This is a genomic window from Natrinema hispanicum (genome assembly GCF_900111485.1).
GTDB classification, from domain to species: Archaea; Halobacteriota; Halobacteria; order Halobacteriales; family Natrialbaceae; genus Natrinema; species Natrinema hispanicum_A.
Window position 1 is genome coordinate 237,505 of sequence record NZ_FOIC01000004.1, and the last position, 13,707, is coordinate 251,211.

Genomic DNA, 13,707 nt, shown 5'->3' on the forward strand with positions numbered 1-13,707 from the left:
CAACACCGCTGCGGATGTTCTCTCGATAATACCACCGGCAAATATTCTAGAGTAGAATACACGTATTCATCTAGAGAGACGTAACATCTAATGTCACGGCTAGAGTAGAGGCTGTTGGTGGTTTCGAATGGTAACACACAGGAGGTGGGCCGTGAATGCGTGAAACGGACGGGAAGGTGACCCCGTTGATGACGGACGCGACGCCGTCGCTAGATCTTGTTTTCGAACTCCTCTCGAACAGTCGACGACGGTACGCGCTGTACCATCTGAATGATCAGCCGGACGGTGTCGCAACGCTTGAAACGCTCACCGAGAACGTCGTCGCCTTTGAACAACAGACGGGCACGAGAGACGGAGAACACACGACGGACCGGCACGCGAGCGTTCGAATGGCGCTCACACACACCCACCTCCCGAAACTCGAGGACGCAGGCCTTCTCGAATACGACCGACGAAGCGAGATGGTGCGATACTGGCGACAGCCGTCAGTCGAGGAGTGGCTCGAACACGCACACCACAAGGAAATCACGTAACACAGGCGAGTTCACGGCAATCGGCAGCGGCGACCAGCGGATGCGAAACGGGGAATCACCGATCGCTGAAACTTTTAATAGCGAGTCTGTGGTGGATGCTCGTGAGTATCGGGAAATCGCACGACAGGATAGCCGTGAGTTTATTCGGGGTGATAACGTCCCACTCCTCAAAACTTAACAGGCGAGGAACCGATACGGAACGTGAGGTAGATACTATGACTGATCACGAACTTCCACCACTTCCGTACGATTACGACGCACTCGAGCCATCGATTTCCGAACAGGTCATGACCTGGCACCATGACACGCACCACCAGGGCTACGTCAACGGCCTCAACGCCGCCGAGGAAACCCTCGCGGAGAACCGCGAGGAAGGTGACTTCAGTACGACGCCCGGGGCCATCAGTAACGTCACCCACAACGGCTGTGGACACTATCTCCACACGCTGTTCTGGGAGAACATGGCTCCCGACGGCGGTGGCGAACCCGAGGGCGACCTCGCCGACCGCATCGAGGAGGACTTCGGCTCCTACGAGGGCTGGAAAGGCGAGTTCGAGGCCGCTGCTGGTGCCGCCAGTGGCTGGGCACTGCTGGTATACGACCCAGTTGCGAAGCAGCTTCGCAACGTCGCAGTCGACAAACACGACCAGGGCGCACTCTGGGGCTCTCACCCCGTTCTCGCGCTGGACGTCTGGGAACACTCCTACTACTACGACTACGGTCCGGATCGCGGAAGCTTCATCGACGCCTTCTTCGACGTCGTCAACTGGGAGAAGGCCGAAGAAGAGTACCAGAAGTGTCTCGACCACTTCGAGTAAGCGACGAGTTGTCAACCCCCTATTTTTAGCACCCGCAGACACCCGACAGCGGACATGATCGCGATCGATAGCGTTCTGATACCGTCGACGAGCACTCAGCTGTGCGACCGACGCCGCCCGGGTGGTTATGACTACCATGGTTTAACTGAGTGTGGGATGATGTCCTACCTCATATGGCCGCCGAGGACAGCGTCGACACGATCGTTGAGGAGCGAGACCAGCAGCGATACCACCACTCCAGTGAAATCGAACAGCAGCCACCGCTCGAGACCGAACAGGACAAACGGAGTGGATCGCTCGCGGCTGCCCTTCAGGCAGCCTGCGACGGAGCCGTGCGCTTCGACGAGTACACGCGCGTGCTCTATGCGACCGACGGCAGCATCTACAGCGCACAGCCTGCCGGCGTCGTCTTCCCGCGGGACGTCGAGGACGTTCGTGCGGCGGTCCGCGTCGCAGCCGACCACGGCGCGCCGGTGCTGCCGCGGGGTGCTGGCACCTCGCTTGCCGGGCAGACCGTCGGGCCGGGCTGTGTCGTCCTCGATTTGTCGCGACACATGGACGAGATTCAGGCGATCGATCCGGACGAGCAAACCGCTGTCGTCCAGCCGGGCGTGGTTCAAGACGATCTCGACGCCGCACTCGAGCCACACGGCCTTCGCTTTGCGCCGGATCCGGCCTCGTCGAACCGCGCGACGATCGGCGGCGGGATTGGGAACAACTCGACGGGGGCACACTCGGTGCGATACGGTATCACAGACGCCTACGTCGAGGAGTGTGCGGTCGTCCTCGCCGATGGATCACTGATTCACACGCGAGACGTCGTCCTCGACAGTCCCGAATGGGATCGGATCGTTTCGAAAGACGACCGCGAAGCCGCGATCTATCGAACGGTTCGAGCACTCGTCGAAGACAACGCCGACGAAATGGAGTCACGCTATCCCAAGCTCAAGCGTAGCGTCAGCGGCTACAATCTGCAGAAAGTGATTCGAGAGGACGAGGAGAGCGAGGCGGCGACAGCCGCCTCGGAAGACCGAGCGGGCGACGCCCGCGAGGAAGGGAACCGGGTCATCAACCTCTCGAAACTGCTTGTCGGTGCCGAAGGAACGCTCGGCATCGTCGTCGAAGCCACGCTCTCGCTCGTGACCCGCCCCGACGAGACCGCACTCGCGGTCTGTTGTTACGATGACCTGCTCGAGGCGCTTGCCGCCGTCCCCGAGGCGCTCGACCTCGAGGCCAGTGCGGTCGAGCTGATGGACGACGAGGTGTTCCGGCTGGCCGCCGACTCGGCGGAGTACGCCGAATACGCGGAGCCAATTCCCGAGGGGACCGAAGCAACGCTGATGCTCGAGTTCGATTCGGAGGTCGTCGACGACCTCCCGGACGCAGTGGCGGCGGCGACGACCAATCTGGTGGACGAAGGCGCGGCGTTCGGATCGCTCGAGGCGCTTTCGCCGGCGAAACAGGATCGACTCTGGAAACTCCGGAAGGCCGCCATCCCGCTGTTGATGAGCATGGAGGGAGATCCGAAGCCGTACCCCTTCGTCGAGGACGCTTCTGTGCCGCCCGCAGAACTCGCCGAGTACGTCGCGGGCTTCCAGGAGATTCTCGAGACCCACGACACGACGGCAGCGTACTTCGCACACGCGGGCGTCGGGACGCTCCACATTCGGCCGGTCCTCAATCTAAAAGACGGCGACGACGTCGAGACAATGCGTGCCATCGCCGACGACGTCACCGACCTTGTCGCCGAGCACAACGGCTCCTTTTCGGGCGAGCACGGCGACGGCCTCGCGCGAACGGAGTTCAACCCGAAGCTGTACGGCCCCGACCTCTGGGAGGCGTTCAAGGAGCTCAAATCGGCGTTCGACCCGGACTGGCGGCTGAATCCCGGGAAAGTTGTCTACCGTGGTGAAAACTCGACTGACATCCGCGATCACCTCCGATACGGGCCGGATTATGCCTCGCTCAAGCCACGGACGACGCTTGACTTCGACGACGAGGGTGGCTTTTCCCATCTCGTGGAACTCTGTAACGGCTGTGGGACCTGCAGACAGACCGGCAGCGACGTGATGTGTCCGACGTATCGCGCGACCGAAGAAGAAATCGCAACGACGCGGGGGCGAGCCAACCTGCTCCGGGCGGCGATCAGCGGCGACATCGATCCCAGCGAACTCTACAGCGAGCGGTTCCAGTCGGACGTGCTCGACCTCTGTATCGGCTGTAAGGGCTGTCAGAGCGACTGTCCCACCGGCGTCGATCTCGCGAAGCTCAAAGCTGAGGTTAAACACCAGTACCACGACCGTGAGGGGACGAGTCTCCGAGAACGGCTATTCGCGAACGTCGACCGGCTGTCGTCGCTAGGGAGTACGTTCGCACCGCTTGCGAATCGTGCCACGAAGGTGCCGGGAGCGCGAACTGCCCTCGAGAAGACCGTCGGAATCGCGGCCGAGCGGACGCTGCCGACGTTTCAGCGGGAAACGCTGGTCGACTGGTACGGCGAACGGGGACCGCAGATCGACGCGGAGACGGCGACAGCAGGCGTCGTCCTCTACCCAGACACGGACACCAACTACTCGAATCCGGTAGTCGGAAAGGCAGCCGTCGAGGTCCTCGAGGCGGTGGGAATTCGCGTCGCGATCCCCGAACTCGGCCCGACCGGGCGCGCGGCCTACTCCCAGGGGCTGCTCGAGGCCGCCGCCGACCAGGGCCGAGCGTTGCTCGACGACCTCGAGCCGTATCTCGAGCGCGGCTGGGCGGTCCTGTTTGTCGAGCCCTCGGATGCGGCGATGGTCATCGACGAGTATCGCTCGCTGCTCGACGACGAGCGCGTCGAGACGCTCGCTGCGAACGCCTTCGGCGTCTGTGAATACCTTGATGCCCACCGGCTGGACGAGGACCTCTCGTTCGACGGGGACGCAATCGCGGACACACAGCTGACGTTTCACGGCCACTGCCACCAGAAGGCCCGCGGCGCTGACCATCACGCGGTCGGCGTGCTCCGGCGGGCTGGCTATCCCGTCGAGCCCGTCGATTCGGGCTGCTGTGGCATGGCCGGCAGTTTCGGCTACGAAGCCGACCACTACGAGCTCTCGCGGGCGATCGGCTCGATATTGCGAGACCAACTCGAGGACCACACGCGCCGCGACGGCACCGAGACGACGGTCGTCGCCCCCGGTACCTCCTGTCGGACACAGATCGGCGACTTCGAGGGCTACGATCGGCCCACGCATCCCATCGAGTTGCTCGCCCGCGCGCTCGAGGTGTCGCCGTAGCGAATCCAAACAGTGCTCGGCCACACGGGCGGTGGAGCGGCCGTCACACTGACTGCTGTCCGACAGTATGAAGAACTCCCCTCGCCAGCACCCGACATGGACAAACGCGAGCGCCTCGAGGCCTTCCTCGAGTCCCACGATCTCGATTCGGTCTGGTTCGCGCGGCCGAACTCGTTTGCATGGCTGACCGGGGGGAACAACGTCGTCGACCGCGAGGGCGACGTCGGCGTCGCTGCAATCGGCTACGACGGCACCGGCATGACCCTCGTCGCGAACAACATCGAAGTCGATCGCATCGTAAGCGAGGAGGTACCCGATCTAGACGTCGACGAACTCTCAGTAGTGGACTTTCCTTGGTACACGTCGTCACTACCCGAGGCCGTTCCCGAGCACGTCGGCAGCGACGAGCGAGCAGCGATCGACATCGACCTCCCCGGGTTCGAGCACGTCGATCCGACGCCGCTGCGCCAGCCACTGACCGACCGCGATCAGGAGCGCTATCGTGACCTCAGCAGGCAGACGGCCGCCGCCGTCGAAGCTGTCTGTCGCGAACTCCAGGCCGGCGACACGGAACACGAAGTCGCTTCCGCCCTGCGGGTCGCGCTGTCGGCACGCGACATCGAGGCACCGGTCGTCCTCGTCGGCGGGGCAACGCGCGCCCAGCAGTACCGCCACTATACGCCGACCGACGCCGAACTCGGCGAGTACGCGCTCGTCTCCGTCACCGCCGAACGGGCTGGCCTCCATGCGAGCTGTACCCGCACCGTCGCCTTCGATCCACCGGCGTGGCTCGCGGAGCGCCACGAGGCCACAGCCCGCGTGGAGACGACGGCACTTGCAGCGACGCAGGCGGCCGCAAATGACGGTGACACGGCTGGCGACGTCTTCGCTGCCATCCAGAACGCCTACGACGCGGTGGGCTACGACGGCGAGTGGGAACACCACCATCAGGGCGGAGCCGCCGGCTTCGCAGGCCGAGAGTGGATCGCCACGCCGGACCACGACACGCCGGTCGAAGCGCCGATGGCCTACGCGTGGAATCCGACAGTACAGGGTGCAAAAAGCGAAGACACTGCACTCGTCACGGCAGACAACATCGAGGTCCTGACAGCGACGGATCGCTGGCCGACGACGACCGTCTCCGCGGTCGATCGAGAACTCGAGCTCGAGCGTCCCGCGATTCTCGAGCTGGAGGACTAGCGTCCGTCGGGCCGATTCAAGCGGCTAGCTGTCGTCGGTGTCGTCGTCGTTGCTCTCAGTGTCGACGGATTCGACTTCAACCTCGTCGTCGGCCTCGGCGTCTGCGTCCGTGTCATCGCCGAGCGGCGGTGTACTGTCATCGACGGTGATCGTCACCGGCTCGGTCTCCGCGAGGGCATCCGGCTCGGGTTCGCGCTCGCGATCGAGGACGCGGTCGAGCCTGAAGATGGTGTTTAACTCCTGTTGGACCTGATCGACGACATCGCCGACGAGGTCGCTTGGCTGGATCGCGGTGTACTCGTATGGGTTGTTGCCGGCCCCTTCGCTGGCGCGTTTTTCGCGGCTGACGCGGGCTTCCTCGTGAAGTTCCGCAAGTGCCTCACGGACCGTACTCGGGTAGAGCCCGGTTCCCTTCGCGACCTCCTCGGAGGTACTGCCCGGGTTCGCCAGCAGATAGACGTAGATTTTCGCCCGGGTTTCCGTATCCAGAATCCACGAGAGCAGATCGACGATCCGCTGGTCAAGTTCCTCGACGGCCGGACTCCGGCCGATCTCGGTCTCGACGACGTCGTCCGGTCCCGCGAGCGATTCCTCTCTCTCGTCAGCATCGTCGACCGGATGGTCGTCTGCGTCGTCGGAACTCATGTGGCGTCTCGTACAGGATGAGGCCTCGCGCGGAGTTAAACCTTTGTGGAGGTCATTCGGTTTGCAAAAAGAGCGACTCACACAGCGCATCGGGACCGTCCGATTCGAACAGACACCGCTGTCGCTCTGCACCGCTTTCGCGCTCGTAGACCCGTTTGATTCCGTCGATCCCGAGCCGCTCGCACTCGCGGTCGACGATATCGCCGAGATCGACCGTCCCCTCGAGGTCGCGGTCGATAAACGATGCGTCCTGGCCGTAGCGGATGGCACGCCACTTGTTCTCGTCGAGCAGTTCTCGGCGATGCTGGTGGCCGCTTGTGCCATCTTCGTACTCCTCTGCCAGCGCGCAGACGAGTGCATGGGCATACTCGACGAACGCCATGACGATATCGGGATCGGCCTGGCCGTCCGGCGTCCGCAGTTCGACTGTGCCGTGTTCGGTGTGGGGGCGCACGTCGTACCAAAGTTCGCCCCGATCGTTGATCGAGTCGGTCTCGAGCATCAGCCGCTCGAATCGATCGAACGCGTCGAAGTCCTCGAAATAGGTCGGCATCCCCGTGTTCGGCAGTGCCTCGAAAATCTTCGCGCGAGCCGACTGGAGACCGGTGTCGAAGCCGTTCCAGTAGGGGGAGTTCGCAGAGAGCGCGAGCATGATCGGGACGTACCACCGCAGTTCGTTGGCGATCCAGACCGCCTTGTCGGCGTCGTCGACACCGACGTGGATATGAACGCCCGCGGTCGTGTTCCGATGCTGCGGATACTGAATCCGGTCGATTTGGGCCTGATAACGAGGCTTTTCGGCGTGCTCGAGTTCCTGCCACTTCGCGAGCGGGTGGAGGCCGGCGGCGGCGATCCGATAGCCGTGGGCCTCGGCGTGGTCGACTAACGCCTGACGGATCTCGAGCAGCGACTCGCGGGCATCATCGAGTTCCTCGATCAGCGGCGTCTGCGTTTCGATGACGAACTTGAACAGTTCGTGATCGAGCCGTCCCTCGAGAATCTCGGGCGGGTCGTACTCGTAGACGAGGTCGTCGGTCCCGCTGGTAGGCCGACCGTCCTCGTCGACGACGAAACACTCCTCTTCGATCCCCAGCGTTCCCATGCGCGTAAACGCGTCTCGCGACCCGCGTTCCATCGTGTCGTGCTTTCGTCGCCGACAGTAAATACGGTTTGGAGTCGAGACGATCGGTCTGGTGCTCGTCAGCCAATCAGGACGGGACGGTTTCGGCCTCGAGCTCGATGTCAGTCTCGCCTTCGCGGAGCTTGAACTTCTGGATTTTGCCGCTCGGGTTCTTCGGGAGGTCGTCGACAAAGTAGTACTTCCGCGGCCGCTTGAAGTCAGCGAGTTGGTCACTCTCGAGGGTGAATGAGTCAAGATCAGCCGCAGTGATGTCGTCATCGGCGACGACGTACGCGACGACAAGTTCGCCCCATTCCTCGTCGGGTTCGCCGACGACGGCCGCCTCCGCGACGGCATCGTGTGCGAACAACACGTCCTCGATCTCGGTGGGATAGATGTTCTCGCCACCGGAGACGATCATGTCGTCTTTTCGGTCGACGACGAAGAGGTAGCCGTCATCGTCGCGGTAGCCTAGGTCTCCGGTGTAGTACCAGGTCGTTCCGTCGGCGTCACGCAGCGATCGTGTGGTCGCCTCGGGTCGATTCCAGTACTCGCGCATCGTACATGGGCCGGCAATCAGGATCTCGCCGATCTCGCCCTCGTCGACTGCTTGATCCGGATCCGCGTCGGGTTCAACGACCCGCAAGCGGTGGTTGAGTGCAGGCAGGCCAGCACAACCCTGTTTCGGCAGTTGGTCGTCCGGCGACTGGAAGACACCGGCGGGCCCGATCTCAGTCATGCCGTACGCCTGCACGTAGTCCTCACAGAGGTGTTCCATGCAGTTTTCGAGGACCTGCTCAGGCATCGGGGCCGCACCATAGAGCCCGATTCGGAGCGATGAGACATCGACGTCAGACTCGGCGGCGGAACGCGACAGCGCGTTCCAGGCCGTCGGTGCTGCAAAGAGGACCGTTACGCCGTGATCCTCGATCGCCTCGAGTGCGGCATTCGGGTCGAACTCGTGATGGATCACGTTCGCTGCGCCGCGATGGATCCGCGAAAATAGACTACAGTGGAGTTCGGCGCAGTGATACAGCGGCATCACCGACAGGCCGACGTCATCGCGGGTGAGGTTCAACTCGACGATATTGAGGAGGTTGTGTTCGACCATGTCCCGGTGTTCGTGGACGACCCCCTTCGGCCGGCCCGTCGTTCCCGACGTGTAGATGAAGGCATACACGTCGTCTTCCATGACGGATCCCGCGGGCCGGTCGGCTGAGCCCGACTCGAGCAATCCGTAGAACCCATTTGCGTAGTTTGGTACCGCTTCGCGGTCATCATCGATGAACACGTACTCCGCGACGCTCTCGAGGTTCGGGCGCGCGCCCTCGACTGCCTCCTGTGTCGCGGACTCGAAGAGGATCATTTCGGCTTCGGCATCATTGACGATGTATTCGATCTCACCTGCGGGAAGACGGAAGTTCAGTGGGGTGAAGACAGCCCCAATCTTCGAGCACGCGTAGACGGTCAGCGCCATCTCGGAGCCGTTGTACAATACCGTCGCAACCCTGTCTCCTTTCTCGATACCGGCCTCGAGCAGCGCGTTCGCGAGCCGATTGACCCGCTCGTCGAAGTCTGCGTAGGTCCACCGCTGGTCCTTGCGCGGGTAGACGATCGCATCGCGGTCGGGATAGCGATCGACCGCTCCCTCGAGCGTGTCACCAATTGTGGGCTGTTCAGACATACCATAGAACCACACCACGAACGGCCTTATATCAGTTGCTGAGTACGAAGTGAGGAGATCGCTGTCGACCGGGCTACCGCGGCCGCGCGACGATTCCGAGATGATCCGCGTGATACGCCTCGAGCCGTTCCGTCTCGAGAATCTCGTACCCCCCGGATAGCTCCTCGCGGACGTCCGCGAAGACGGCCGCCGGCTCGCGGGTCACGTCTTCGCTGCGTGCCTTGACCGCCAACAACAGCCGGCCGTCGTCGGCCAGGAAACGCCGGTTCTCGAGCGCCACGCGAGCCTGCCCGCGCGTCGCCACGTCCTGGACGATGACGTCGACGTCCGATTCGACGACGTGGGCGTAGGTCTCGGGCTTGCGGGCGTCTTTCAACAGCGGAAAGAGTCGCGGACGGCTCTCGGCTGCATCAAGCAGGTCCCGTACTGGCCGCGCGGCGAACTCGACGGCGTAGGTCGGGCCGGCGAAGTCGGCGACGTGGCTCACGGTCGTCCCGCTTGCCGCACCCAGATAGAGGACGGTCTCGCCGCCCGCGAGGCCGGTGTCCATGTCCAACTCGAGCATCGCGCCGAGTTTCGACCGGTTCGGATTCCAGGCCCGCCACGCTCCATCAGTGGGCTCGCCGTAGACCGGTTCGCCGCGGGTCGCGAGCCGGTCGGTGCCGTCGAACGTGTGGCGTGTGACACCAGTCGGAAGCTCACTCATCGTCGGCACCTCCATCGTCGCCCGCCGTCCGCGCCTGAATCGTCTCGATCCGCTCGGCGAGTTCGGCCTCGAGTTCGGGCTTTACCTCGCCCGAGTAGTGGTCGACGCGGGCAGCAATCGCGAGTTTGCCGGCGACCGCACGTGCTGCAGAGCCCCGGTTTTCGGGATGGGTGCCCCGAACCGCGTCGTGGGTGTAGATAATCCCGTGTTTGGGCGAAGGAGCGTGGCCCCGCAGATGGGCGAACAGGGCGTCTTCCGCGCCGAGCACCTGAATCGTCCCGCTGGGTTTCTTTGCGAGTTCCTCGAGGCCACCGGCAAGCGAAATCAGCCGTGCTGCGAGGACGGGATCGGCGAGTGCTGCGAGGTTCGGCGCGACAGCAGGCGTTTGCCGTTCGACGAACGCTCGCAGGTCGTCGGCCTCGTCGGCGAGGTCGGCGACACGGGCCGCAAGTGAGCGGACTACGGGTTCCTCGAGTGCGTCGTCAGTCTCACCACGTGCCAGTTCCCGGGCGTACGCGACGCCGGTTCCGGCTTCGGGGTCGATCGTGCCGGCCCACTCGGCCAGCCGTTCGGCGAGTTCGTTTGCCGTCCGGCTGCAGTCGTCCATCGCGCGCACCGCGTGGACGAGCTGACGGTCATCGGCCCGTTCGCGCTCGGTGACTGCGGCCCGCGTCGCCGCCATCGTCGCCTCGTGTACGGCGTCGTAGTAGTCGTCCTCGTCGTCCGCGAACCCGGCCTCGAGCGCGATGGCCGGCCAGTCGCGGGGCTCGTCGGCGTGCCCCTCGCGAACCGCAGTCGCCATCGCATCGGGATCGTCGCGGTCGACGTCCGCGAACCATCCGTCCGTCGTATTCATGCACGCCCGTTTCCGCCGCGGGCGATTAAAGGCCCCGTTCGTGGCGTTCGGTGTGTGGTCAGAACGGACTGCGGTCTCGACGGACTCGAAAGCAGCTAGAACGGAAAGGGACGATCAGACCCCGAACGTCGCCCGCAGCATGTCGCGAGTCCCGGGACCCAGTCCGACGGCGACGACAGTGATCATGAGCAAGACCGCATAACGGGGGCTATCCTCGAAGACCGTCTCGTCAAAGATCCAGATGACGAAGACGGCGGCGGCGAGCTTTACAAGGAGGAACGGCCATGCCGAGCCGGTCGCCGAGACGACGCTGGCAGGTAGCACGTCGGCCGTTGTGCTGTCGATCGCCGCGTTGATGGGGTGTTTGGGGACGAGGTTCGCCGGCAGCCCCAGCGTGGTCGCCCAGTCGAGACCGACGACGTTCGCGACGCCGTCGACTGCGTGCGCCCAGATGACGACGAGCCCCATATATCGGGTGCCGCGGTTCAATTCCGGCGCGAACCGCTCAATTGCGAACCAGGTGACCGCGGTGGCGAGCGTCGCCCCGACGAGGGTGACAAGCGGGATCAGCGGATAAAACTCCGAGTACGGCTCTGTAGCCGCCGTATACCCGAGATAGGCGATAGAAACCGTCAGCAGGGCCGTCCCGATCCCTGCCAGCGGATACTCATAGCGCGATACGTAGTCGTTGCGATCGAGCCAGATGGAACTCACGAGCGCCGCGAGGGCGATCACGAAGACGGTAAAGTAGATCAGTGGGCTGATGATGAAGCCAGACCACGGGAGCTGGATCGCCATCTCGCCGTTGTACGCGTAGGATGCGGCGTTGGCGTCCTCGACGACCCGGAGGGCACCGCCGAAGAGCATGAACGGGAATAGCGCGAAAAAGCCCGCGCGAAAGCGTTCGATCTCGAGGCGGCGAAGGATGAAGATGATCCCGATCAGCAAGAGGACGAGCGTCGGGATGTAGCCAGCATACGAGACGAACGTGTAGCCGGGTTCGGCGGTTGGCCCAGCGTTCGGTCCGGCCTGTCCGCAGGCTACTTGCTGGCCGTCAGCCCACGCGACACAGGACCAACTGTGGGCGTCGGCGACGACCGGCCCCCAGAAGTACTGCCAGATGAACTCGACGTACACTCGCTGAGGGAACAGGACCGCGCCGAGGACCACGATGGCGGCGAGACTCGCGACGGTCGCGGCCCAGACGCGCTCGGCCCCGTACCGGTCGATAAAGTCGTCCATACCCGAATCCGGTAGTGGGGGCCGCTTACCGTTTCCGGTTTTCAGCGAGCGAGACTGTTGGGTCAGTCGGCCTTCAGCGCCGATCAGCTCACGCTTCGATCTCGCGGGCCGCTGCGAGCAATTCGTCGTGAATCGCGCCGTTTGACGCGACCAATCCGTCGCTGTCGTGTCGCCAGCGCTCACCTTCGAGGTCGGTGACGACGCCCCCGGCCTCACGAATGAGGTGGACGCCCGCAACGGTGTCCCACGGGTTCGCCCGCAGGTTGGTCATCGTCCCCTCGAGTGCGCCCGCGGCGACCATCGCGAGCTCGAGTTGGGCACAGCCGAAGCGTCGCATGTCGCCAAAGCGGTCGACGAGAGCGCGGTTTGCCGCGGCATACTGGTCGCGCTGGTCGAAGTCCCACCAGAACGTCGGGCAGACGGTGGCCGCTTCGGGATCAGCGCAGTCGCTGACCGATAGCGGTTCGTCGTTGCGAAACGCCCCGTCGGGGCCGACGCGGTAGCGATCCGCGAGAGCGGGACAGTCGAACGCGGCACCGACCGGTTCGCCGTCAACGACGGCTGCGACGGCGGTCCCGAACGCGCGGATGCCGCCGACGTAGTTGTTGGTCCCGTCGATGGGGTCGACGATCCACGCGGGCCCCGTTTCAGGGACCTGCTTCAACGCGTCGGCTTCCTCGCCGACGATCGGATCGTCCGAGAACGTCTCTCGGATGGTTTCGATGACGGTCTCCTGAGCATCGTGGTCGGCTTGCGTGACGACGTCAGTCTTCTCGTCTTTGTGCTCGACGGCGAGGTCCGTCCGAAAGGAGTCGGCCGCGACCGCGGCCCCCTCACGTGCTGCATGGACTGCGACGGCTGTGCGGCTGCCATCATCGGCGTCGCTCATGCCCTCTCTCGGCGACCCTGCCTCAAAAGTAGTCGTGATGTGACTCGACAGCGCCAGTCACCAATTCTCATCTGGGACGTACGGATAGCTCCAGAGAGTCACCTGCAACACGATCGACTTGAACCAGGCGTGGTACATCGCGTCGACATCCGCATCGGAGTGGTCACTGTCGGCGAGAAACTCCCTGATCGTTGCCGTGATTGGATAGATGAAGGCCACGAGATAGCGCATGTCGATGTGGTCGACCGCGTCGGCGTCGTCGACTTCGTTTTTCTTCTCGCGGGTATGTCGCCGGCCGATTTCGAACTGATAGTTCAACCAGTCCTCGTCGTAAGGCGTCTCACAGGTATCGCGAATCCACTGGCCGAACCGTTCACGTACTCGATCTAGGTACTCCTCATCGGGGTTTCCCTCGCCGTTCGCGAAGTAGTACACCAGGAAGTCGTGGTCGGCGACGAAGCCGTACCACACGTCAAGAACGTCATCAATTTGATCCTCGAGGACATCGCCAGCCATCTGCAGGTACTCCTCGTCGTCCTCGTCGAACAACACTGTCTGCTGGAGTCGTTCGAACTCGTCCATACTGATCGGCGCATCGGGAATCTCCGCAGTACCGTAGGTGTAGCCTGGAATCTTGTCGCTGCTCATGGGATTTGCCACCATGGCAATTCCCCACACATGAGAGTATAAAGATGGGACGTCGGCTACGAGTAGTGAGTATAGTAACAACTGAATAGATTGA

General features: G+C 63.4%; 12 protein-coding genes. 4 read left to right on the forward strand and 8 right to left on the reverse strand.

All coding sequences use genetic code 11. The annotated features are described in order from the left end of the window. Positions 1-155 precede the first annotated feature (155 nt). From BSG09_RS06130 to BSG09_RS06145, 4 genes are all read left to right on the forward strand, one after another. Positions 156-533: a DUF7344 domain-containing protein gene (locus BSG09_RS06130; RefSeq protein WP_092931182.1), complete on the forward strand. Its 378-nt coding sequence runs from the start codon at positions 156-158 to the stop codon at positions 531-533. Between the two features lie 215 nt (positions 534-748). Next, entirely contained in the window at positions 749-1,351 is a 603-nt protein-coding gene (gene sod / locus BSG09_RS06135; RefSeq protein WP_092931184.1) for a superoxide dismutase, read from the forward strand. Between the two features lie 173 nt (positions 1,352-1,524). Next, entirely contained in the window at positions 1,525-4,623 is a 3,099-nt protein-coding gene (locus BSG09_RS06140) for an FAD-binding and (Fe-S)-binding domain-containing protein (protein WP_092931186.1), read from the forward strand. A 96-nt stretch (positions 4,624-4,719) separates the two neighbouring features. Then, positions 4,720-5,823, forward strand: coding sequence for a M24 family metallopeptidase (locus BSG09_RS06145; RefSeq protein WP_092931291.1), 1,104 nt, complete (start codon positions 4,720-4,722; stop codon positions 5,821-5,823). A gap of 24 nt (positions 5,824-5,847) precedes the next feature. On the opposite strand, the gene BSG09_RS06150 is transcribed toward BSG09_RS06145, so the two are convergent. From BSG09_RS06150 to BSG09_RS06185, 8 genes are all read right to left on the reverse strand, one after another. Continuing rightward, on the reverse strand, positions 5,848-6,468 hold the full coding sequence (locus BSG09_RS06150) for a helix-turn-helix domain-containing protein (protein WP_092931188.1): 621 nt from the start codon (positions 6,466-6,468) through the stop codon (positions 5,848-5,850). 52 nt (positions 6,469-6,520) lie between these two features. Further along, entirely contained in the window at positions 6,521-7,603 is a 1,083-nt protein-coding gene (locus tag BSG09_RS06155; protein ID WP_092931190.1) for a glutamate--cysteine ligase, read from the reverse strand. A gap of 73 nt (positions 7,604-7,676) precedes the next feature. Continuing rightward, complete coding sequence (locus BSG09_RS06160) at positions 7,677-9,272, reverse strand: fatty acid--CoA ligase (protein ID WP_092931192.1); 1,596 nt, start codon at positions 9,270-9,272, stop codon at positions 7,677-7,679. 73 nt (positions 9,273-9,345) lie between these two features. Then, on the reverse strand, positions 9,346-9,978 hold the full coding sequence (locus BSG09_RS06165; RefSeq protein ID WP_092931293.1) for a fibrillarin-like rRNA/tRNA 2'-O-methyltransferase: 633 nt from the start codon (positions 9,976-9,978) through the stop codon (positions 9,346-9,348). Beyond that, complete coding sequence (locus BSG09_RS06170) at positions 9,971-10,834, reverse strand: NOP5/NOP56 family protein (protein ID WP_092931194.1); 864 nt, start codon at positions 10,832-10,834, stop codon at positions 9,971-9,973. Before BSG09_RS06170 ends, BSG09_RS06165 begins: the two co-directional genes overlap by 8 nt. 114 nt (positions 10,835-10,948) lie before the next feature. Further along, on the reverse strand, positions 10,949-12,076 hold the full coding sequence (locus tag BSG09_RS06175; protein ID WP_092931196.1) for a DUF63 family protein: 1,128 nt from the start codon (positions 12,074-12,076) through the stop codon (positions 10,949-10,951). 88 nt (positions 12,077-12,164) lie between these two features. Beyond that, entirely contained in the window at positions 12,165-12,965 is an 801-nt protein-coding gene (locus tag BSG09_RS06180; RefSeq protein ID WP_092931198.1) for an inositol monophosphatase family protein, read from the reverse strand. A 57-nt stretch (positions 12,966-13,022) separates the two neighbouring features. Further along, complete coding sequence (locus tag BSG09_RS06185) at positions 13,023-13,613, reverse strand: protoglobin domain-containing protein (RefSeq protein WP_092931200.1); 591 nt, start codon at positions 13,611-13,613, stop codon at positions 13,023-13,025. Positions 13,614-13,707: the final 94 nt, after the last annotated feature.

Coding starts and splice junctions, on each gene's coding strand:
- BSG09_RS06130 (WP_092931182.1), top strand. CDS start 156: ATGCGTGAAACGGACGGGAAGGTGACCCCGTTGATGACGGACGCGACG.
- sod (WP_092931184.1), top strand. CDS start 749: ATGACTGATCACGAACTTCCACCACTTCCGTACGATTACGACGCACTC.
- BSG09_RS06140 (WP_092931186.1), top strand. CDS start 1,525: ATGGCCGCCGAGGACAGCGTCGACACGATCGTTGAGGAGCGAGACCAG.
- BSG09_RS06145 (WP_092931291.1), top strand. CDS start 4,720: ATGGACAAACGCGAGCGCCTCGAGGCCTTCCTCGAGTCCCACGATCTC.
- BSG09_RS06150 (WP_092931188.1), bottom strand. CDS start 6,468: ATGAGTTCCGACGACGCAGACGACCATCCGGTCGACGATGCTGACGAG.
- BSG09_RS06155 (WP_092931190.1), bottom strand. CDS start 7,603: ATGGAACGCGGGTCGCGAGACGCGTTTACGCGCATGGGAACGCTGGGG.
- BSG09_RS06160 (WP_092931192.1), bottom strand. CDS start 9,272: ATGTCTGAACAGCCCACAATTGGTGACACGCTCGAGGGAGCGGTCGAT.
- BSG09_RS06165 (WP_092931293.1), bottom strand. CDS start 9,978: ATGAGTGAGCTTCCGACTGGTGTCACACGCCACACGTTCGACGGCACC.
- BSG09_RS06170 (WP_092931194.1), bottom strand. CDS start 10,834: ATGAATACGACGGACGGATGGTTCGCGGACGTCGACCGCGACGATCCC.
- BSG09_RS06175 (WP_092931196.1), bottom strand. CDS start 12,076: ATGGACGACTTTATCGACCGGTACGGGGCCGAGCGCGTCTGGGCCGCG.
- BSG09_RS06180 (WP_092931198.1), bottom strand. CDS start 12,965: ATGAGCGACGCCGATGATGGCAGCCGCACAGCCGTCGCAGTCCATGCA.
- BSG09_RS06185 (WP_092931200.1), bottom strand. CDS start 13,613: ATGAGCAGCGACAAGATTCCAGGCTACACCTACGGTACTGCGGAGATT.